Genomic DNA, 21,362 nt, shown 5'->3' with positions numbered 1-21,362 from the left:
CATACTAAAGTTAAGGTTGAATACATTTTGATAATGATTATCATTTGGTTGTTTTCGCCAGCATCAAGGTAGGAAAAATGGAAAACAATGCAGGGGTTACCACTGAGGTTTCGTTGGCAAGTATGACTTGGCAAGGAGTCACACTGACACCGTCAGCAGCCAAGCAGGTGGCGAGTTTAACGAAAGCAGGTCAGTGCTTTTACTTATCGGTGAGAACATCGGGTTGTACTGGCTATGCCTACGATATCAAGATGATTGAGCAGCCAAAGGATGACGATTTAACGTTCGAGTCACACGGGGTGACCATTTTTGTTGCCCTAAAAGCGATGCCTTTTGTTGATGGAACTGAAATTGATTATGTTCGTCAGGGGCTTAATCAAGTGTTTATTTATACCAACCCAAATGTGAAAAATGTCTGTGGTTGTGGTGAAAGCTTTGGGGTATGAGATGGATAAATTAGACGTCCAACCCGAAGTGGAAGCAATGATCGATTCCAGCCACTACAAAGAAGGGTTTTATACCGAACTGGCGAGCGATACCTTCAGTAAAGGTTTAAACGAGGAGGTCGTGCGCGCTATTTCTGCTAAGCGCAATGAGCCTGAATGGATGTTGGCTTTTCGGTTAGAAGCTTATCGCTTGTGGTGTCAGATGGAAGAACCCCATTGGCTAAAAGCTGAGTATCCTCCCCTTGATTACCAAGACTACAGTTACTATTCAGCTCCTAGCTGCGCTTCTTGTGATGGCGATGATGAGTCATCAGATTCTGATTCAAGCCAATCCCATGTTCAGGTGCAGACTCAGCAAAAGCATGACGGAGCAAATGCTTATTTAACGTCGGAAGTTGAAGAGGCCTTTGAACAGCTGGGGGTGCCTGTTCGTGAAGGTAAAGAAATCGCAGTGGATGCGATTTTCGATTCCGTTTCGGTGACCACGACTTACCGTGAAGAACTGCAGCAACAAGGGATTATCTTTTGCTCTTTCAGTGAGGCAATTCAAGATTACCCTGAGTTATTGAAACAATACTTAGGGACTGTTGTGCCACCTAAAGATAACTTCTTCGCAGCCCTTAACGCCGCAGTTGCTTCCGATGGTACGTTTGTCTACATCCCGCCTGGTGTGCGCTGTCCTCGCGAACTCTCTACGTATTTTCGTATTAATCAGTCTAAAACGGGTCAATTTGAGCGCACCATTTTGGTGGCTGATGAAGGCGCGTATGTCAGTTATATCGAAGGTTGCTCAGCGCCAGTGCGTGATAGTTATCAACTGCATGCGGCAGTGGTAGAAGTGATTGTCCACAAAGATGCTGAAGTAAAGTATTCCACGGTGCAAAACTGGTTTGCTGGAGAAGAAAATTCACAAGGTGGCATTTTGAATTTTGTTACCAAGCGAGCGGTTTGCGAAGGTGACAATAGCAAGATGTCGTGGACGCAGTCAGAAACAGGCTCGGCGATCACGTGGAAATACCCAAGCGTTATTTTGAAAGGTGATAACTCGGTAGGGGAGTTTTTCTCCGTTGCTTTAACCAGCGGTGATCAGCAAGCCGATACCGGGACTAAGATGATCCACATTGGTCAAAATACTCGTTCGACCATTATCTCGAAAGGGATCTCAGCGGGGAAAAGCCAAAATAGCTATCGAGGTTTAGTCAAGGTACTGCCGAACGCAAAAGGGGCTCGAAACTTCACTCAATGCGATTCAATGTTAATTGGCACTCAGTGTGGCGCGCATACCTTCCCTGATATTCAAGTTCAAAACCCTACCGCCCAAATTGAGCATGAAGCAACCACTTCCCGCATTGGCGAAGATCAGCTTTTCTACTGTAGCCAACGAGGGATCAGTGAAGATGATGCGATCTCCATGATTGTGAACGGTTTTTGTAAAGACGTCTTTTCAGAGCTGCCGCTTGAGTTTGCGGTTGAGGCGCAAAAGCTACTATCAATTAGCTTAGAACACAGCGTAGGATAAATAACACCATGTTAAATATAAAAAATTTACATGTGCAGGTTGGAGATAATCCCATCTTGCACGGCATTGATTTAACGGTACGACCCGGAGAGGTACACGCCATTATGGGGCCAAATGGCTCAGGAAAAAGTACCTTATCTGCGACGCTAGCAGGCAAGGAGGATTACGAAGTTATTGAGGGGGAAATAAGCTTTAACGGTAAAGACATTACGGAATTAGATCCTGATGAACGTGCTGGAGAAGGGGTCTTTCTTGCTTTCCAATACCCGGTCGAAATTCCCGGCGTCAGTAATAAACTCTTTTTAAAAACGGCACTAAACGGCATTCGCCAATACCAAGGCAAAGATGAGCTCGATCGTTTTGAATTTGAAGATTTGCTAGAAGAAAAAGCGGCCTTGCTCAAAATGCCGATGGACTTGCTTGAGCGTTCTGTTAATGAGGGATTTTCTGGCGGTGAAAAAAAGCGTAACGATATTTTGCAAATGGCAGTGTTATCGCCTCAACTTTGCGTGCTGGATGAGACAGATTCTGGGTTAGATATTGATGCCTTAAAGGCGGTTTCTCATGGGGTGAACTCGCTGCGAGATGGTAAGCGCGCCTTTATTATGGTGACGCATTATCAGCGCATTCTTGATTACATTAAGCCTGACTTTGTACATGTGCTCTACAAAGGAAAAATCATTAAATCAGGCGATCATACTTTAGCAGCAACCCTTGAGGAAAAAGGCTATGGCTGGCTCATTGGTGAAGAATAATCACATGGCATTGTTTGAATTTGCGAATTTGGCGAAAGAAGTCACTTGGCAACAAGCACAGTGGCAGCAATTGGTCGCAATGGGTTTACCTAGCCAACAGCATCAAGATTGGTTGTATACCCCTTTATCTGCTTTAGCGACGTCACCTATTAGCGAAACCGCGCATTACCATATTGATAGCCTCTCTTATGAAAGTTTAAGCCTAAGTTTTGATTGTTACCGTTTGGTCTTTTTCGATGGCAAGTTCAGTACACGTCTGTCTGATTGGATCCCGAATGTTGAGGTGACGCCAGTTAAGAAAATGCCAGAGGAGGCGCAACAAGGTTTGCGTCAGTCCGTAAATGGGGATGCATTGTCGCTGTTGATTGACGCCACAGCGAGCGCGGGTGTTTGGATGACAGTGAAGCCGCGCGCGAAGATCGACAAACCGATATATTTGTTCCACTTAAGTTCTGGCAATAAAGGTGAAGTGGCGAGCTATCGCCATCATATTGAAGTTGGTGAAATGGCGCAGTGTGAGGTGATAGAGCATCACCTATCATTGCAGCAAAGTGCCCAACACGGTGGTGGTGTGAGTCTGTCGCGATTCAGCGCCAAGGTGGCCGACAATGCGAGTTTAAACCATACCAAGCTCATCGAAGAAGGCGATCATCAAGCACATTATGCACATAATGATGTCGCATTAGCGCGTGATAGTCAGATGCAAAGTACTGTGGTGATGTTGAGCGGGGCGCAAGTTCGCCACCAAACAAGCAGTACATTAACTGCTGACAATGGTTATGCCGAGATGAATAGCTTGGCATTGCCACGAGGCAAGCAGGTGTTTGATACCCGTACGTATTTACGTCATCAAGGAGCGCATTGCAGCAGCCAACAATGCCATAAGGTTATTGCTCAGCAACAAGCCATTGGTAGTTTCGATGGCATGATTTTAGTGGATTCAGAGGCGATAAAAACCGATGGGCAAATGGATAATCATAATTTGCTTTTGAGTGATAACGCTAAGATCAGCAGCAAACCTAAACTCGAAATTTATGCCGATGATGTCAAATGTAGCCATGGAGCAACTACAGGGCAATTAGACCCAGAACAACTCTTTTATTTGCAAGCGCGGGGGATTGCTAAGCCCCAAGCAGAGCAAATGATCATTTATGCCTTTGCGGCTGAAGTGATTGAAAAAATCCCGAATGACTACGTGAGGCGCTACGCCAGTCGCCGTTGGAATCATATTTGGGAGGTAAAAGAGTGATGGTGACATCAACGACAGAATTATTAACCCCATCTCGATCAGCTTCAGTGTTAACAAGCCCGTGGCGTAAGGATTTTCCAACCTTACAAACTCAGGTTTACGACAAATCTTTAGTGTATCTAGATTCCGCAGCAACCGCACAAACGCCAACGGCTGTGATTGAGCGGATGAACCAGTTTTATCATCATGAATATGCCAGCGTTCACCGTGGCGTTCATAAGCTGAGTGCCAACGCGACTGAAAATCTTGAATTTGTACGTAGCAAAGTGGCTGATTTTATCGGTGCTTCGGCAGCTTATCGTCAACACTCACCTGAAAGTTCAGCGACTAAAGGACTGATTTTCACCAAGGGGACGACAGAGGCGATTAACCTAGTCGCGAACAGTTATTTAGCTCATAACGTACAGGCGGGTGATGAAATTATCATCACGGAAATGGAGCATCACGCCAATATTGTGCCTTGGCAGATGTTGGCAGAACGTTTGGGGTTAATCATCAAAGTATGGCGGCTCAATGCGCAACATGAGCTTGATGAACAAGCTTTGCAGCAACTGATCACTCAACGCACGAAATTGTTAGCGATCACGCATGTATCTAACGTATTGGGTACGGTAAACCCTATAAAATCGTTTATTGAAATCGCCCATCAAGCCGATGTTGCTGTGCTGGTGGATGGCGCGCAGGCGGTCATGCATCAGCGTATTGATGTACACGAGCTAGATTGCGATTTTTATGTTTTCTCTGCACATAAACTCTATGGCCCTACGGGTGTCGGCGCACTGTACGTTAAGCCAAATCGTTTAAGCCAGATGCAACCGTGGGAAGGCGGTGGTGCCATGATAGAGCAGGTCAGACTGCCGACAGGTACGGGCTTTACTCAAGCGCCGTGGTGTTTTGAAGCTGGAACGCCCAATATTGCTGGCATCTTGGGTTTTGGGGCCGCGATTGATTACCTTACATCGATAGGCTTGGTTGAGATTGAAAAACATGAATCGAGCCTGATGCGTTCTTTGCTTAAAGGCTTGCAAGATATTGATGGAATAGAGATTTATGGCTCATCGTCACTACCTACTATTGGTGTGGTGAGTTTTAATCTTAACGGTTTGCATGCTTTTGATGTTGGCGCATTTTTGGATCGTTATGGTATTGCGATCCGCACCGGCCATCTGTGTGCGATGCCTTTGCTTAAAACGTTGGGGCAGTCGTCAGTATGTCGAGTGTCGCTAGGGCTATATACCGACCAGCACGATGTGGATCAGTTGATTGAAGGTTTATGTCGCATTCAAGGTTTGTTTGGAGAGAGAAAATGACCCCCGATAAGATCAGTCGTAACTTTAAACGTTGCCGAGATTGGGAAGATCGCTATCTGTACTTGATTGAGTTGGGCGAGCGATACGCGACCTTGCCTGTTGAACAGCGCTGTGCTGAAGCATTAGTTTCAGGTTGCCAGAGCCAAGTATGGCTCGTGCTGACGATTGAGCAGCAACCATCAGAGACAAAATCGAGTGAAAAGTTATCTTCTAAGCTGGTTTTAAATGCTTACAGCGATGCCGCCATTGTACGTGGTTTATTGGCTTTGGTTCGCATTGCCTATGATCAACAGTCGCTTGAAGATGCCAGAGCGTTTGATATTCGCGCTTGGTTTGAACAGTTGGAACTGACTCAGCATTTAACACCGACACGAACTCAAGGCTTGCACGCTATTTTGAACGCAGTGGAAGCACAAACTCGACAGAGTGATGAGGTGGTGAATACTACGAATGCATAGCTGAAATGTTATGGCTGGTATCTCAAGCAAGAGGTGCCAGCAGATTGGTGATCCTGGTAATTCTTCGCTGCATTCTTATTATTTTTATTCCCTTGGCTTATTTTCTTTCTACTTCTTTCTTAAGCGACAAATTTTCAAGCTGAGTTGCCAAAAAGGCTGAATTTAAAAGAAAAAATCATATTAGCGTCACAATCTTGCTTATCTTATTTGTGTGCGCTGTGGTTCATACTAGGTTTTATTTTACTCATCGGAGGTCACACAAGGAGAGTAAAATTGAAACGTTTAATGATATCCCTCTTATTTTGCTTCATATCAGTATCTAGTTTTGCAGCGACTAGCGCAGATAGCGCAAGCCAGAAAGGCTACACTGCAACTAAGTATCCCATTGTTTTAGTTCACGGTTTGTTTGGTTTTGATACATTGGCGGGTATTGATTATTTCTACGGTATTCCGCAAGCGTTAACCAAAAGTGGTGCCAAAGTATATGTAGCGCAAATCTCAGCGACCAATAGTACCGAAGTGCGCGGCGAGCAATTGCTGAAACAAGTGGAAGAAGTACTTGCGGTTACTGGGGCCAAAAAAGTGAACCTGATTGGTCATAGTCACGGTGGTCCAACGGCGCGTTATGTTGGCTCTGTCGCACCAGATTTAGTGGCATCTGTGACTAGTATCGGTGGGGTGAATAAAGGTTCTCGGGTGGCGGATATTGTGCGTGGTACTGTACCTGAAGGTTCAATTTCTGAAGGTGTGGCTGTGAAGTTAGCCGAAGGGTTGGTGACATTGATTAACTTGCTCTCAGGCGGTGGTGATTTACCGCAAGATCCGTTGGCGTCACTGGCAGCGCTTACCACAGAAGGCTCACTCAAGTTTAATCAAAAATACCCTGAAGGCGTGCCGACAACGGCATGTGGTGAAGGGGATTACTTGGCACCTAATGGCGTGTACTACTACTCGTGGACAGGAACACGCAATTTTACGAATGCACTGGATCCAACGGATGGCGCCATGGTGGCATTGGGCTTAGTGTTTGATGAGCCAAATGATGGTCTTGTCGGTCAATGTAGTACGCACCTTGGTAAGGTGATCCGTAATGACTATAAAATGAATCACCTAGATGAAATCAACGGCTTGTTAGGTATTACACACTTGTTTGAAACGGCGCCAACGACGATCTATCGCCAGCATGCCAATCGCTTACAACAACAAGGTTTGTAAGCTTATAGTTGTGATTAGGTTGCTGTGCTAGCGCAGTAACCTGATGATGTTAATTGGTACAAGGAGGTTATTCATATGAAAAGGGTCCTTTTGTCAATTCTGTGCCTCGCTGCAGTGGGTGGTGCAGCGTACCAATCCGTATTACCGGATGCCGAGTTTAGTACGTTTCAGGTTGCTTCGCAGGCTGATACTGCCGTTGATCAAGACTCTGCGCGTGATACTTTCGATTATTTCTTATCTGGCGTCGGTGAAGCGGAATTGAGTCAACTTCACCAGCATTTCACTACCTTCAATCAAGCCCAAGCAAAAGCCTATCAGCTTGATCCTGCGCTTTTTGATCGCTTTATCGAATATCGCGCAGCGTTAGTCGCGATTGATCCTGATAATTTACAATTGACGGATGTTAATGGGTTACAGAACCTTTATGACCAATTGATTGCGCTCCAATTACAGTTTTTTACTGTCGACGAGCAACAGCTATTGTTTGGTGAAGAGAATCAACTTCGCCGTTTGGCACTACTGCAGTTGCAGTTAAAACAGCAAGCGATTGATATCGAAGATTACGAGCAACAATGGCAGCAAGAGCTCGAAAAACTACCGCCTGCATTACAAGAGAGTTACCGCAATGCCAGCCTGCTGATTAACTTGCAGCATACGCAAGCGTTAGACGATCAGGAGAGGTTTTTGCAGCAGCAAGCGTTGGTTGGAACTGAAGCTGCGATTCGCTTAGAGCAGTTGCATGATGAGCGCGTGGCATTTCAATCAACCCTCAATGAATATTTGGTGCATCGTGAGGCAATTTTGGCTGATGAAAGTATCGATCTACAAACGCGTCAGCAAGAAATTGAGCATCTAAGAAAACAGACTTTTCCACCGAATCAACAGCGTCGGGTTCAAGCCTTAGAAACGATGGATACGCTGGAAGTAAAGGCGGGGTAAGTTCGAATTGTGATGAGAGTGATGAAGCTGCTGCAGTGACATAGCAAATAAGGAACTATGTCACTGCCAAGCAAGCGTCGTTTGTAATTACAGTTTACCGTTACTGCTTTTGAACTTGCTTGAAAGTCAAAAAAGATAGCAGTAGAAAGAAGGCAGGATCGCTCCAACCAAATCCGGTGAAAATACCGGTAACGCCAGCGTACCCTGTGATTAATACACCTAACAGATTACCAATCAGTAAGGCTTGCAGTAGCTTTTTGGCTGTTTCTCCCGGTTCGATGTCTTTTAGTAACAAGCTCACCGCTGCAATGGCGCCTAAGAAAATGCTGGTATGCTGTGACAAGAAGTACGCATACTTATCATTGATTTCTACCCCATACATAGGCCACATCACTGTTGGAAGTACAAAGAGTGCTAAGGCAAATACCAAGTAAATGATGCCGTGAAGCTGCAGAAAAGTACGGTTACTCATGGTTTGGTCCTAGTTAAAAATGGGTGCATGGTTAATCGTAGACAGCGGTTGGTTGATATCGAAAATCACACCGCGCACTTCGTTGACACCTAAGTTTTTCAATCGAGCGGTATGCATTGTAAGGTAGGCTTCTGCACTCGCTTGATCTTCAAATAGGTAAACCCCACCGCCGAGTTTTTGCTCGCTATTTTCTGTCCAAATTTTCCAAATCATACCTGGTTCATCATTGATGGATTTAGCAAGGTCTGTCAGGGCTTGCGCCATCTCATCACCAAAAGGACCATCAAAAGCGAAATCAACTTGTAGTAACTTTTTCATCGTGTGTATCTCCGTTTATGTTTCGTTTGATTGCAATCTTAGCTATAAAAATTAAACAGAAAAGTTCATAATTTTGCGGTTAATGGTAGATAAAATAGACCAATGAGATTAAAGACGACGTTAGAGCAGTGGCTTACCTTATCTGAGGTAGAGCGAGCAGGTAGCATTCAAGGGGCTGCAAAGGCATTAAATAAAAGCCATACCACCTTGATCTATGCGATTAAAAAGCTGGAACAACAACTTGGTGTTACCTTACTGAAGGTGGAAGGACGACGTGCGGTGTTGACGGAAGATGGACAGTCTTTGCTACGCCGTGCTGGGAGTATGCTTGAGCAAGCTCGCGAACTGGAAGAGATGGGGACGCAAATTGCCAAGGGGGTTGAATCTGAGATCGTAATTGCGGTGGATCACCTTTGCAATTTAGATTGGATTTATCAGCCAATGGCTGCGTTTTTGGCGACGAATAGCACCACATCCATTCAGGTGGTTGAAACCTCGCTATCGAAAACCACGCACATGGTCACCAATGAGCAAGCGGATATTGCGATTATCACTTTGCCGATCACGAACTATCCAGCTGAAGCTTTTGGCCATGTCAGCATGGTGCCTGTTGTCGCGGCAAGCCATCCGTTAGCCGAATGTCAGCTTGGGTTAACAGCACAATCTGAGCCAATTGAACAAACAGAGCTGCAAGCAATTGGGTTACATGACTTAGCGACAGTGCCACAAATTGTGATCCGCGATTTAGGGGATACAAGTTTGTTTGATGATGCTGAAAAATCAAATGTTCAGAATGTTGGTTGGCTAAAATCACGTCAGCGGATCACCGTGGATCATTTCTCGCATGCCTTTGCGGCGGTCGAAAATGGGGTAGGGTACTGCCGTTTGCCTACTCATATGCTGGCTAAACAGAGCAATGAAAATCTTGTGGCGTTGGAGATTGAGCAAGCCAGCTGTTACCAAGTACCGCTGCACATCACTCTACCCAAAGGGGGAAAAACGGGAGTTGCTGCCCAAGCGTTTTATGAGCAGCTACTCGTAAGCCGTGGTGAGGTTAGAGGTGAAAACTAAAGCGTGACGAACACTGAAACCTTCGTTCTACTGAGAGTTAAAGCTATATTTCAGTTCAATTTCATCGTCTAGGCGTCGACCTGTTGGGGTAAAACCATGCTTTAAATACAAAGGTAATGCGTTGCCCGTTTCTTGATCCATGGTGGTGAGGGTGACACCATTTAACCCCATTAACTTGGCATAGTCTTTCGCAAAGTTGATCGCACTTTTGCTGAGCCCTTTACCTTGATAGTTTTGATCAACCATAAAACGCCAAACATATAAGCAATCGGGATGAAAATGCTCATCAGGGGCTAGGATTCGCGGATCGATCAGTGAAATCAATCCCGCAGGTTGACCGTCAAGGTAGATCCCATAATCAATGCTGGCGCAATTGTTGGCCGCTTCTAGTAGCCATCGGGTGTTGCATGAAATGAGATGATCCTGATCTTCTTGAACGCTAAGCCCGATGATCGCTTTGGTGTTAAAACGACTGACTTTTTGATAACTGATGTTCATTGCTCTACATCCTGTAGTGAGGTCAATTTCCTGCAATCCATAGTATTGCAACTTCTCTTTGACGGTCAATGATATACCTAGTGCGTGTTACCATCGGTTTAATTCACTTGCCAGTAGCTATTGATAGAAAAATCAAAAGGGTAAATGATAATTATTATCATTGATCGCGATAAAGTTTAGTTCTACTATGTGGGCACTTTGTACGCACTTGTTCATATCTGCGGGTTGTCAAAGGATGACGGTATGAAAGCTCACTCTAATCAATGGAATGTTAACCAGCGCTTAAATGTGCTTTTTGCCCTTGATGTTTTTCCTGTAAATGCCGCAACTGGGCGTACATCTCACGCTTGCCTTATCGCGACTTGGCTGCTCACGCCTTCTTAAATTCTCTCCACAGTTCCTTCGCATTGTTTGGTTTTTTGCCTTCTGTTTGGGCTCAACCTTGTGCGGTATTGCATGTTCTTAATGTGTTTTAAATTTTGATTTAGGGATGAAATATGAAGAACCAATCCTTCCTCTGGCTGATGGAATTGGTCGGCACACAGAAAAAACGTGTCATCACGTCAATGTGCTTGGCGGTTGTCTATTCCTTATTTGCCATTGTGCCGTATTTGATTATCTACCATATGGTTGATGGTTTTGTGCAGGGCACAATCACAGATAGTAATGAAGTGTGGTTGTGGGTGTTAGCGGCGGGTGGGTCGCTCATCGCGAAACAAGCCTTTCAACTGGCCTCGGGCTTGCTATCTCATAAAGCGGCTTTCCAACTGTTGTTTGAGGTGCGCCAAACCGTGGTTGAGCGGGTCGGGCATTTAACGCTAGGTGAAAGTAATAAAAAGGCATCGGCAAGCATGAAAAAGATCATCTCGGATGATATCGAGAAGATGGAAAACTTCATTGCTCACCATTTGCCTGATATGGCGGCAGCGATAGTAACGCCACTCATGGCGACATGTGTACTGATCTACATTGATTGGCGGTTGGCTTTTTGGGTATTGCTACCTTTGCCGATTGCGATTTTCCTCCAGATGCAGATGTTCAAAGACTTTAATCACAGAGTCGAAAGCTATTACCGAGTGGTGAATAACCTTCACATCAGTATTGTCGATTACGTGAAGTCTATTTCGGTTGTGAAAGCCTTCAACATGAAAGTGGACTCGCATAAAAAATACCGAAACTCGGTTGATGAACACCACCAATTGATCACTGATTGGCTGTGGGACAGCAAAACAGCGGCTTCTTTGTTTAAGTTGTCGTTAGAACTTGGCTTTGTCTTCTTGCTGCCGGTTAGTGTGTGGTTGTATTCGACGGGCGATTTAGCGCTACCTACTTTGTTTGTATTTATGCTGTTGGGCGTAGGCTTGATGGATCCGCTGAATAACTTGCTTCAATTTGGTGGCATGTTTAGTGAAATGCTCAAAGGGGTCGAGTCCATCAAGCAGTTCTGTACTCACCCTCCGCAAGACGAAGGCAGCAAAGAGCAGTCGATTTCCTCAACCGATATTGTGTTTGATAAGGTCGATTTTCGTCATTACCAAGCAGCGCAAAATACCTTAACCGATGTCAGCTTTGTTGCTGAGCAAGGTCAAGTGACCGCGATTGTCGGCCCTTCAGGGGCGGGTAAAACCACCATCGCACAATTGATCCCGCGTTATTTTGATCATCAAGCAGGCACCATCTCGATTGGTGGCGTCGCGATAGAGACAATGCCAATCGATCAATTGATGTCGTTGATCAGCTTTGTCTTCCAAGACGTGTTTATTTTCGAGCAGACCATTGCCGATAACATTCGAATGGGTAACGAAGCGTTAACGGTTCAAGACATTGAAAATGCAGCGAAGGCAGCTTGCGCCCATGAGTTTATTCAAGAACTTCCGCACGGTTATCAAACCAAGGTGAAGCAAGGCAGTTTGAGTGGTGGACAAGCGCAACGTATCGCCATAGCGCGCGCGATAGCGAAAGACTCACCCATCTTGATTTTGGATGAAGCCACAGCGTATGCCGATGCCCGTAACGAAGTCCGTATTCAGCAAGCAATTTCGCGCTTAATGAAAGGAAAAACCGTGCTGGTGATTGCTCACCGCCTTAATACCTTAACGCAAGTCGATAAAATCGTGGTGATGAAAGATGGCTGTAAAGTAAGTGAAGGTACGCATTTACAGTTACTTACAGGGTGTGAGCTTTATCGCTCGATGTGGGAGGCTCACCAGCGTTCTAAATCATGGCATTTAGGAGGTCAACAACCAGAGTTAGAAGAGACGGTGGCTACACGTGAAGGAGAGCAAACATGTTAGTTCTTAGACGGTTAAATAAACTAACGGGCAGCGCATTAAAAGGCTTTCGTAAAACCTTGATGCTCACTGTGTTGGATGCGTTTTTAGCATCAGCACCGTTTGGTTTTCTGTATTACATCTTGCTCGATATGTTATCGGTAACACCCAATGTGCAGTATCAATTTGGATTGGTGTTTGCGTGTGTGGTGATGATGGCAATACGGGCTTTATTGGCTCGTACCATTTATATGCAAATCAATTTGATTGGTTTTGGCGCAGGGCGACAAATTCGTGAGCAACTGGGTAACCATTTACGTAAGCTGCCGATGGGCTTTTTCCAGCGCTCCGACTTTAGCAATGTGAATAACAGCTTGCTGAAAGACATTGATCAAATTGAGCGGATCTTCACTCACTTGTATGCCCCAATGATAGCTACGATTGCCGTGTTATTGTTTTTTGCTATTGGCTTAACAGCAACCGACTGGCGGATGGGGTTAGCCATGTTATCGACTTTGCCGTTGGCGATGTTGGCTTACTGGTTAACCCGCAATTACGCCAGAAAGTGGCAAAGCTATATGCAAGGTTTGATGCATCAGCTTAACGATGCGGTAATGGAGTATGTGGATGGCATCAAAGAGCTGAAAGCGCACCGTATGGTGGGAGGGATGTTCGCTCGCTTAGACGAGGTGCTGCGCAATACCCGCAACAATGCACTAAAAGCCGAAGTAGCTGCGGTGTATCCGGTGTTTAGCTTTAACTTCTTAGTCGAAGTTGGATTCATTATCTTGCTGGTGGCAGTGACATGGGGTTGGTTAGGTCAAACGTTGACTTTAGCCGAAGTCTTATTGTTCTTGATTGCCGCGACCCGCTTTTTCAAACCATTGTTAAGTATGTCTATCTTTATGGCTGAGCTTAATTTCTTTGGTTTAGCTGTTGGGCGATTAGAGAAAATCATGGCATTGCCTCAGCTCAAGAACGGAAATCAGACCCCGATTTTTGACCAACTGAATGTTGAGCTTAAGGATGTGACTTTTGCTTATCCCGGCGCTAAGCCATTGTTTGAAGACCTTAATCTCTCGATTAAACACGGCGCTGTGACTGCGTTAGTAGGACCTTCAGGTTCAGGTAAATCGACCTTAGCTGCCTTAATTGCCCGCTTTTGGGAGTTAGATAAAGGCGATATTTGGGTTGGAGGCAATAAAGATAGCGTGCCACTAAGTGGGCAGCCGCTAAGCCAGCAACATATGGTGAGGCTGACCGACATGGATGAAGAGTATTGGTTGAAACATGTCAGCGTAGTGTTCCAATCCAGTTATCTTTTTAATGATACTGTCGCCAATAACCTTCGCGTCGCCAAAGCCGATGCCTGTGATGAAGAACTATGGCAAGTACTTGAAACTGCTAAATTGGCTGAGCGTGTGCGCATGATGCCTAATGGCTTAGCAACTGAGTTGGGGGCGGGTGGGGTGCATTTATCGGGTGGTGAGCAACAAAGGCTCGCGATTGCTCGAGCGATTTTAAAAGATGCACCGATGGTGATTTTAGACGAAGCCACCGCATCGTTGGATCCGGAAAATGAGTTTGATATCCAGCTTGCGATGCAGGCATTGGTCAAAGGCAAAACCGTATTAGTGATTGCCCATAAGCTCGCAACGGTTCAGTACGCGGATCATATTGTGGTGCTAGATAAGGGTAAAATTGTCGAACAAGGCAAGCACCAAGCGCTACTCCACAATCACGGCTTGTACCATGAGCTTTGGCACTTGCAACAACAAGCCCAAAGCTGGGTGTTGGCGGCAAGTTGAGCTTAGTTTGTGCTAACTGTGTTGGGCAACCTGTGTTAAATACGTGTATTAGTATGAAGCATTAATAGTTAGTCACCATAGGTAAACCGAGTAAACAGCTCCAAGCATCATTTGTTGCTTGGAGCTTTTTTGTCTAGCTCTAAGCGTGGTTTGGATACTGATTTATACAAGAAACATTTAAAGACGTTGAATTACTTTAAGTAGCGGGTTTGATGTTATCGCCTAGGTCTAAGTGAAATTATGTTGTCGAGAATCTAATGTTACAGCGAGATGGTTAGAGAGTCGTCTATATAAAAGGTGAAGACTCTGAATGATAGAGTAAATACTCTTTAAGGATTGGTGCTCAATAAACTAAAAGCAATATGCTGCATGGTGAATAATATTGAAATCCAAACACTCTAAAAACACACGAACATTTCCAATAAATAAAGGTGTATTATATTTATATGAAATTTAAATTTTATATTTTCCTAGTGGTATGTATATTTTTTTACGCTTAAAACACTGTTCAATATATTTCCCCTGTCAAACATTGTTTAGTGAATTGTCAAATTAACGTCACCATGCAAGTATAAAAGGATGGTTTATGGTGGCTTTTACCAGTCAATTGATATAAATATCAATTGAAAAGATCGAAATATCATATTTTAGATGTGATTTATAAAATTAGGGTGGTATATATTTACATATAACTTCATCCAAATGTAATCGATTAATAAGAAATATAAACGGTGGTCGGATTTGTAACTTTTATTTATACAAGTACTATCGCCTCAACTTAAATAAGTCAGTTAATAAAACAAAAAAAGGAATAAAGTTATGTCAATTACTTTTCAAGGAAACCCTGTTTCAGTATCAGGTTCTTTTCTACAAGTAGGTCAAAAAGCACCTGATTTTACATTATGCTCTGCAGAACTAAGTGACTTTAGTTTAGAGAGTCTAAAAGGGAAAAAAGCTGTATTAAATATTTTCCCAAGTATTGATACGCCTGTATGTGCGATGAGCGTGCGCACGTTTAATGAAAGAGCTTCAAGCTTAGACAATGTAACAGTACTGTGTATTTCGGCTGATCTTCCATTCGCGACAGGTCGTTTTTGTGGCGCGGAAGGTTTAGATAAAGTTGAAATGGCTTCTTTCTTCCGTTCTCCTTCATTTACTGAAGATTACGGTGTAAATCTAGATGAAGGTGCGCTAAAAGGCCTTGCGTCACGTGCTGTTATTGTTCTAAATGAAGAAGGCACTGTATTACATAGCGAGCTTGTATCTGAAATTACTGAAGAAGCAAATTACGAAGCGGCACTTGCTTCTCTATAAGCTTAATGTATTGATACAAAAGGGCGCCTTTGAGCGCTCTTTTATTCTTCTGACTACATATGACAACGTCTTAAACGCTAAGACGTAATTATTATAGTGTCGCATTTAACCATATGAAGTACAGAATTTATCTTAACCATCCCCCCTTCAGGTTAGGATGATTTAGTCGGAATATTGTATTTACGGCCTTTAAATAGTTTACTTGGCGAGTGTGAGTTTGGTTGTTGGTGTGTGCCAGTATTTAAATTAGCGAGTATAAGCACTTACTATGAAAACTGTACTTGAGAAAATCGAAGAGTATCAGGAAGTCACTGGAATTGAAGGTGATAACATAGATAAATTAAAGCTATATGTTAAGTGCTTCTATATTAAAAGTAAGTTTCTTGATACTCAAGATAAAGATATTTTGGCGAAAGGTATCTTACGTAAAATTAAATCTGAGTTTATATTTTGCGACTTAACTGATAATTATGAAGCTCTTGATATCTTAATTGATATGGAAAAACAGCTTAAATTAAGTATGTGTTAGCATAACGAGTATCGTTTAAATACTTTTCGTTTAACATTACCATTAGTAACGTCGATAACACGATAATTCCAAGGTTAAGTACATTTTAACGTGGTTTGTTGTGTGACAAAACATAGCAAAATAAAATGATAATAATAGCTATGTTATTAAAGTCTCCAAAAGGATTTTTTATGAAAAAAACTTTAGTTTCTGCATTAGTTTCATGCTTGATATCAACTTCTGCGTTAGCAGCTGATAAATTTACAACTGTGAATGATTCAGCACCGTTAGGAGTAGGTAATATTGTGACACTTGAATCATCTCCTTTACGCTTAACAGGTCAAGCTGTGAAAATTGGCGAGAAAATGCCAAGTGTTTTATTGAAAAAAAATGATTTAAGTGACTTTGATACGACTATCACAGCTAAAAATGTTCGTATTTATAGTGTTATTGCTTCTGTTGATACTCCGGTATGTGACGAGCAATTACACGAACTAAGTGATTACCTTAATGCAAATTCTATCGCAGGCATTGAATTTTTGGCTGTAAGTGCTGACACGCCTTTTGCTCAGGCGCGTTTTGCTAAAACCGCCAAGATTAGCGATAAAGTCACTTTCTTATCAGACTCAGTATCACATAGCTTTGGTAATCAAACGGGGACGCAAATTGATGGCATTGGCTTATTAACTCGAACCATTATTGTCGTTGATAAAACAAACACGATCCGTCATATCCAGCGTGTGCCTGAGTTAACGACTACGCCAGATTTGGCTAAAGCGGTTAAAGTTGCTCAACAATATATCTAAAGAAGGTTGGTAACTTTTAGCTTCTTACTTTCACCATGAAAAGTAATCTCAGACCATAAAGTGACCACCGTATAAGGTTACGTACTATTGCTCGATGTAATGGGCAATAGTGCGTGATATCGAAAGATTACATCGTAATTTCTATAAACCGCCGACAAGCTTCGCATTGCTTTCAGGCTGGAATACTAACCAGGATATGAGGATAACCGAAAGTGATCACCAAGGCAGTATTATTGATGTTGGTTTGTTTGTTCGGGCTGAGCTTAATCTGGATTGCAAGAGCACTCGACGAGCATTTTGATAATGAAAAGCTCGATGCCATGATTCTAAATTCAAATGTCTTTTTTCAGTGCCAAGTCATTTGTTCAGCAACCAATAGTAAATAGCTCTCGCTTATTGACTGGAATGGTCAGTGTATTGAAGAAACGCCTCTGTGAGTTTTTGATATAAGGTATCAACGGCGAGCGGTGTTTTGAGGTGCGCAAAGAGCGGGGTATGCACTTCTGCTTTTACTACCGTCGGGTTATCGCAGAGTTGATTGAAGAGGTTTACGGGTTGCACCGCTTTGACTAAATCAACGTCTAATAATATACAGGCCTGAGAGAGTACTACCTGTCCGCCACCTTTTTTCAGCAACACGCGTTGCGCAGTTCCCACCACTTTCTGCCCATTAATATTTAAGTTGTAATCGCCGTCACAATACGAATCTGGTGTGGCATGGATATCAACTTTAACATCTAATTCCGCGAAGAATGCAGTGAGTACATGACATAGGCTAAGGTAAGCTTGTTGGATATTGTAAGCCTCACCTTGTGGCCAATGATAAATATGGGACAGGTTAATAATCCCCGGTTGTTGCGGTACAGGAGCGCCACCAGTTTTGCGTGCACAGAGTTGCCAACCTGTTTGCAGTAATTGCGCTTCGTTTTCTGGGGTATTTTGCCACTTATTGCCAGCAGGTAGCACTAGAGTTGGTGTTTTGGCTTGCCACAGCAAAAGCACCTGCGCTAATTCATTGTTTTGAACTTGCTGAAGTAACTCACTCTCTTTTTCAAACGCAGCGTTAACTTCAATACTTTGGTAACGTACCAGTTTGTTGTTTGATGGCATAGATGATCTCCAGAAGCGAGTGAGGCGAATGATCACTGTATAGTAGTCGAGTCGTTTAATCAGTAACTTTTTGTATTGTGGCAGTTTTTCAAAGCTGACAGATAGTACAAACTTTAGGTGTTAAAGAGTGGCAGGCTGATGAGCATGAATCATCATTTTGGTAAGGTTAATTTTCCTTTTAACTTATCGTGTAAGGGGGATTTGATAGGGTAAATCCGTTAACATGCTGACAAACTAGTTATTATTGTTTCTATATGTCTAAGCTTGATGTTCAATCCTCCTCTTTGCCAGAAGAAGTCTTACCTCGCCTGAAACAAGCTTTCATTACTGGGGTATGGGCAACACTAGCCAGTATCTCGGTTGGGTTCTTGTTTAAAATCTGGTTGGCACAATGGGTGCCAAAAAACGATCTCGCTCTCTTTAACAGTGTGATTGATATTATCTCGTTATCTTTGATCTTAATGACCGGCTTTCGTTCATCGATGGTGGTGAGCTATGGTCAGACAAAAAATGATCACGATATTATCAATATCTTTCGTTTTAGCTTGATTCTGATGGTGTTGGTTACTTGGGGGATAGTATTGCCATACATCAAACATGAGCTACACATCAATGTTGGTTATCTCCAGTTGGTAGGGGTTATCGTCAGTATGGGGCTGAAGGTTTACTTTACGAACTTGGTTGCCATGTATCGCCTTTACAGTATCTCAAACCGGGTCACGTGGCTGGAGCCTCTGAGTAATGTGGTGCTATTTTTGCTCTGTTATTATGTGGTTCAGCTTGATGCGTTGTCGTCATTATTCTATGGCTTGAGTCTGTCGTCATTGGGTGTTGCACTCTTTATGTATGTTAGCCGTCGAAAACAGATTGCAACTAGACCTTTGACAACCGTTCATCTTGATCCCACTTTGATCAGTTATGTGAAAAAAAGCTTTACGGCATCACTTGAAGCTGGAGCCAGCATTCTGATGATTTACATTACTGTTCTGTTAACGATCAGCCACTTCAGCCTTGATGAGCTCGGGGATTTCCAAGTTGTTGTTCGTCCAGTATTTACTTATATGACGATGTTGTTTGTCTTTCCTATTTATCGGTTTGTGCTGCCTGAACTGTCGGTATGTGTTCGTAAGGGGTTACATCAGCAAATTAGAGACATTCGTCGTTGGGTCTTTAGATTGTCATTTGCTGTCGGGGCTACGTTTTTCCTTACCATGCTATTGTGGGGAAGAGAAATTGTAATGTGGGTATTCCCGCCACAGTACAGTGGTGCTGTACCTGTGCTATTTCACTTCTCGATTTTCTTTGTTTTTATGATGCTGAACGCCTATCAACTGGCTTATATCAAAGCGCATGGTCACTTTACGCAAAGCTTACTGATCCGTTTGAGTGGCATTGTGACCTTAGTTGGTGCGTATTATTTGTTATCTTTGTTTACTGCCAACGTTGTTGCGATCATAGTGGCGCTCTGCATGGGCTATATGATGATGTTTGTGCTTTCTAGCATTGCAGAGCACCGCATTCTGCGGGGGCTGTAATATCGAGAGTTAATTTATTGAAGATGACGTGAAAGTTGTGAAATGGGTTATTTTAAGCTCAATTTTATATAATTTAAATTTTAGTTAAATCACGTTATGCGAACTAAAAGTGGTTATTAATAAAGCAGATAACTACTTTTATGTTACGTGTCACTTTTTATTGTCAGTGTTCATTTATAATCCTGTTTCAAATTTGTAATAAAACAGCCTGAGTCGAATAATATATACCAAATCATTCATTTGATTATGGCGATTTTCTTATATCCTATTGAATATTATAAATTAAGACGGTTTCTAGCCGCTTAGCGCAAATATTATTCGTTAACGAATAAGTTAATCGCTTATTTCTCTCTTTGTGCTTCTTTCAGTGCCTTAGGTGGTTTTGTTTTACTTGGAATTACTTGTGTATTTCTATAAATGGATTGAGAAATCATATTATGAATAAAGATAAAAAAGTGAAAAGCGAATGGTCTTTGATCATTAAGCTTCTAATGGGCATTGTGTTTGGCTCTGTCATCGGTTTATTGGCAAATGAATCTGTGATGGAAGTGGTTGTTTCTATCAAATATGTGTTAGGGCAGTTTATTTTCTTTACTGTACCTTTAGTGATCATTGCCTTTATCGCGCCTGCGATTACTAAGTTAAAAAATAACGCCAATAAAATGTTAGGTATGGGCATTGGCATGGCGTACCTATCGGCGGTTGGTGCGGCAACTTTTGCTTATACGGCTGGCTTGGTGATTATTCCGCATTTGTCAGTACCCGATGTAATGAACAGCTTGCAAGAATTGCCTGACGCCAGTTTCAAACTTGCTATTCCACCTGTGATGTCGGTGATGACAGCGCTGGTTGTTGCAATTCTATTAGGTATCACCACGCTTAAAACCAAAGCGGAAGTGTTTGAAAAAGCACTGCATGAGTTTGAAAAAATGATGCTGTTGGTGATCAAATCAGCCGTGATCCCAGTGCTACCATTCTTTGTTGCAAGTACTTTTGCTGGGTTGGCATACGAAGGCACGTTGACGCTGCAATTACCCGTGTTTTTAAAAATCGTGGTGCTTGCACTGATTGGTCACATGATTTGGTTGGCAGTGCTTTACACGCTAGCGGGTGCTGTTTCCGGTAAAAATCCGTGGGAAGTGTTAAAGCATTACGGCCCTGCTTATCTAACTGCTGTCGGCACTATGTCGAGCGCAGCGACTTTGCCCGTGGCATTAAACAGTGCTCGTCAGTCGAAAGTGCTAAGTAAAGAAACGGTCGACTTTATGGTTCCACTAGGCGGCACCATTCACCTATGTGGTTCGGTTCTAACTGAAACGCTATTTATTATGGTGATCTCACTGATGCTTTACGGTGCTATTCCATCAGTTGGCACTATGGCGTTGTTTGTGTTGTTGTTTGGTATTTTCGCCATTGGTGCGCCAGGTGTTCCAGGAGGAACTGTGATGGCCTCTATGGGGATCGTGGTCGGTGTCGTTGGCTTTGATCCTGCCGGTGTTGCCTTGTTGATTGCGATTTTTGCATTGCAGGATAGCTTCGGTACCGCATGTAATGTGACAGGTGACGGCGCGCTTACTCTAATGCTAGAGGGTGTGTTTAATAAAGAGGGTGAGTTGAGCTCGGAATTAGAGCGAACAGAGGTATAGGCACGTACACGAGTCTAACTGATTTAAAGCAAACATCCCCACATTGGCATTACACAAGGTGGGGATGTTTTTACTCATGTAGAAGGATTGTTATCCTGAGTAATCATTAAGCAAA

21 protein-coding genes are annotated in these 21,362 nt (G+C 43.2%); 17 read left to right on the top strand and 4 right to left on the bottom strand.

Features of this window, described 5'->3' with window-relative positions:
- The first annotated feature begins 77 nt into the window (after positions 1 to 77).
- The 8 genes from A3K86_RS16610 to A3K86_RS16575 all read left to right on the top strand — a co-directional run bounded on the left by A3K86_RS16610 (position 78) and on the right by A3K86_RS16575 (position 7,891).
- Positions 78 to 446: an iron-sulfur cluster assembly accessory protein gene (locus tag A3K86_RS16610; RefSeq protein WP_068333651.1), complete on the top strand. Its 369-nt coding sequence runs from the start codon at positions 78 to 80 to the stop codon at positions 444 to 446.
- A 1-nt stretch (position 447) separates the two neighbouring features.
- A complete protein-coding gene (sufB, locus tag A3K86_RS16605) occupies positions 448 to 1,965 on the top strand; it encodes a Fe-S cluster assembly protein SufB (protein WP_068333978.1) in 1,518 nt (505 codons plus the stop codon).
- Between the two features lie 8 nt (positions 1,966 to 1,973).
- Positions 1,974 to 2,720 carry a Fe-S cluster assembly ATPase SufC gene (sufC, locus tag A3K86_RS16600; RefSeq protein WP_068333648.1) on the top strand — a complete coding sequence of 249 codons (747 nt, stop codon included), beginning with the start codon at positions 1,974 to 1,976 and terminating at the stop codon, positions 2,718 to 2,720.
- A complete protein-coding gene (sufD, locus tag A3K86_RS16595; RefSeq protein WP_068333646.1) occupies positions 2,695 to 3,969 on the top strand; it encodes a Fe-S cluster assembly protein SufD in 1,275 nt (424 codons plus the stop codon). Before sufC ends, sufD begins: the two co-directional genes overlap by 26 nt.
- Entirely contained in the window at positions 3,969 to 5,279 is a 1,311-nt protein-coding gene (locus A3K86_RS16590; RefSeq protein WP_068333643.1) for a SufS family cysteine desulfurase, read from the top strand. Before sufD ends, A3K86_RS16590 begins: the two co-directional genes overlap by 1 nt.
- Positions 5,276 to 5,737, top strand: coding sequence for a SufE family protein (locus A3K86_RS16585; protein WP_068333641.1), 462 nt, complete (start codon positions 5,276 to 5,278; stop codon positions 5,735 to 5,737). Before A3K86_RS16590 ends, A3K86_RS16585 begins: the two co-directional genes overlap by 4 nt.
- A gap of 285 nt (positions 5,738 to 6,022) precedes the next feature.
- Entirely contained in the window at positions 6,023 to 6,952 is a 930-nt protein-coding gene (locus A3K86_RS16580) for an esterase/lipase family protein (RefSeq protein ID WP_107270232.1), read from the top strand.
- A gap of 75 nt (positions 6,953 to 7,027) precedes the next feature.
- On the top strand, positions 7,028 to 7,891 hold the full coding sequence (locus tag A3K86_RS16575) for a lipase secretion chaperone (protein WP_068333634.1): 864 nt from the start codon (positions 7,028 to 7,030) through the stop codon (positions 7,889 to 7,891).
- A gap of 100 nt (positions 7,892 to 7,991) precedes the next feature.
- Here the strand turns inward: A3K86_RS16575 and A3K86_RS16570 are convergent, their stop codons facing one another.
- Together A3K86_RS16570 and A3K86_RS16565 are read right to left on the bottom strand one after the other, a co-directional pair.
- Positions 7,992 to 8,363 (bottom strand): hypothetical protein, encoded by a 372-nt coding sequence (locus A3K86_RS16570; protein WP_068333632.1) that lies wholly within the window; start codon positions 8,361 to 8,363, stop codon positions 7,992 to 7,994.
- A gap of 9 nt (positions 8,364 to 8,372) precedes the next feature.
- Positions 8,373 to 8,681, bottom strand: coding sequence for a monooxygenase (locus A3K86_RS16565; RefSeq protein ID WP_068333628.1), 309 nt, complete (start codon positions 8,679 to 8,681; stop codon positions 8,373 to 8,375).
- A gap of 102 nt (positions 8,682 to 8,783) precedes the next feature.
- On the opposite strand from A3K86_RS16565, the gene A3K86_RS16560 reads away from it, so the two are divergent.
- On the top strand, positions 8,784 to 9,752 hold the full coding sequence (locus tag A3K86_RS16560; RefSeq protein ID WP_068333625.1) for a LysR family transcriptional regulator: 969 nt from the start codon (positions 8,784 to 8,786) through the stop codon (positions 9,750 to 9,752).
- Between the two features lie 27 nt (positions 9,753 to 9,779).
- On the opposite strand, the gene A3K86_RS16555 is transcribed toward A3K86_RS16560, so the two are convergent.
- Entirely contained in the window at positions 9,780 to 10,250 is a 471-nt protein-coding gene (locus A3K86_RS16555; RefSeq protein WP_068333622.1) for a GNAT family N-acetyltransferase, read from the bottom strand.
- A gap of 243 nt (positions 10,251 to 10,493) precedes the next feature.
- Here A3K86_RS16555 and A3K86_RS22705 point away from each other — a divergent pair, with 243 nt between their 5' ends.
- From A3K86_RS22705 to A3K86_RS16530, 6 genes are all read left to right on the top strand, one after another.
- Positions 10,494 to 10,634: a hypothetical protein gene (locus A3K86_RS22705; protein WP_157599469.1), complete on the top strand. Its 141-nt coding sequence runs from the start codon at positions 10,494 to 10,496 to the stop codon at positions 10,632 to 10,634.
- A 113-nt stretch (positions 10,635 to 10,747) separates the two neighbouring features.
- A complete protein-coding gene (locus tag A3K86_RS16550; protein WP_068333620.1) occupies positions 10,748 to 12,544 on the top strand; it encodes an ABC transporter ATP-binding protein in 1,797 nt (598 codons plus the stop codon).
- Positions 12,538 to 14,328, top strand: a complete 1,791-nt coding sequence (locus tag A3K86_RS16545; protein WP_068333617.1) for an ABC transporter ATP-binding protein — start codon at positions 12,538 to 12,540, stop codon at positions 14,326 to 14,328. The genes A3K86_RS16550 and A3K86_RS16545 overlap by 7 nt, the downstream gene beginning before the upstream one ends.
- An 819-nt stretch (positions 14,329 to 15,147) precedes the next feature.
- Positions 15,148 to 15,642 (top strand): thiol peroxidase, encoded by a 495-nt coding sequence (gene tpx / locus A3K86_RS16540; RefSeq protein ID WP_068333612.1) that lies wholly within the window; start codon positions 15,148 to 15,150, stop codon positions 15,640 to 15,642.
- Between the two features lie 268 nt (positions 15,643 to 15,910).
- A complete protein-coding gene (locus A3K86_RS16535) occupies positions 15,911 to 16,171 on the top strand; it encodes a hypothetical protein (RefSeq protein ID WP_068333610.1) in 261 nt (86 codons plus the stop codon).
- 170 nt (positions 16,172 to 16,341) lie between these two features.
- Positions 16,342 to 16,956 carry a redoxin family protein gene (locus A3K86_RS16530; RefSeq protein WP_068333607.1) on the top strand — a complete coding sequence of 205 codons (615 nt, stop codon included), beginning with the start codon at positions 16,342 to 16,344 and terminating at the stop codon, positions 16,954 to 16,956.
- Positions 16,957 to 17,349: 393 nt separating this feature from the next.
- On the opposite strand, the gene A3K86_RS16525 is transcribed toward A3K86_RS16530, so the two are convergent.
- Complete coding sequence (locus A3K86_RS16525; protein WP_068333604.1) at positions 17,350 to 18,066, bottom strand: lipoate--protein ligase family protein; 717 nt, start codon at positions 18,064 to 18,066, stop codon at positions 17,350 to 17,352.
- 254 nt (positions 18,067 to 18,320) lie between these two features.
- Between A3K86_RS16525 and A3K86_RS16520 the strand changes: the two genes are divergently transcribed.
- Positions 18,321 to 19,601, top strand: coding sequence for a lipopolysaccharide biosynthesis protein (locus A3K86_RS16520; RefSeq protein ID WP_068333601.1), 1,281 nt, complete (start codon positions 18,321 to 18,323; stop codon positions 19,599 to 19,601).
- 437 nt (positions 19,602 to 20,038) lie between these two features.
- Positions 20,039 to 21,247, top strand: coding sequence for a dicarboxylate/amino acid:cation symporter (locus A3K86_RS16515; protein WP_068333598.1), 1,209 nt, complete (start codon positions 20,039 to 20,041; stop codon positions 21,245 to 21,247).
- Positions 21,248 to 21,362: the final 115 nt, after the last annotated feature.

The sequence above is a fragment of the Photobacterium jeanii genome (assembly GCF_001650345.1).
Lineage (GTDB): Bacteria > Pseudomonadota > Gammaproteobacteria > Enterobacterales > Vibrionaceae > Photobacterium > Photobacterium jeanii.
The sequence above is the reverse complement of the archived record's forward strand: the minus strand, read 5'-3'. Positions and strand labels throughout refer to the sequence as shown.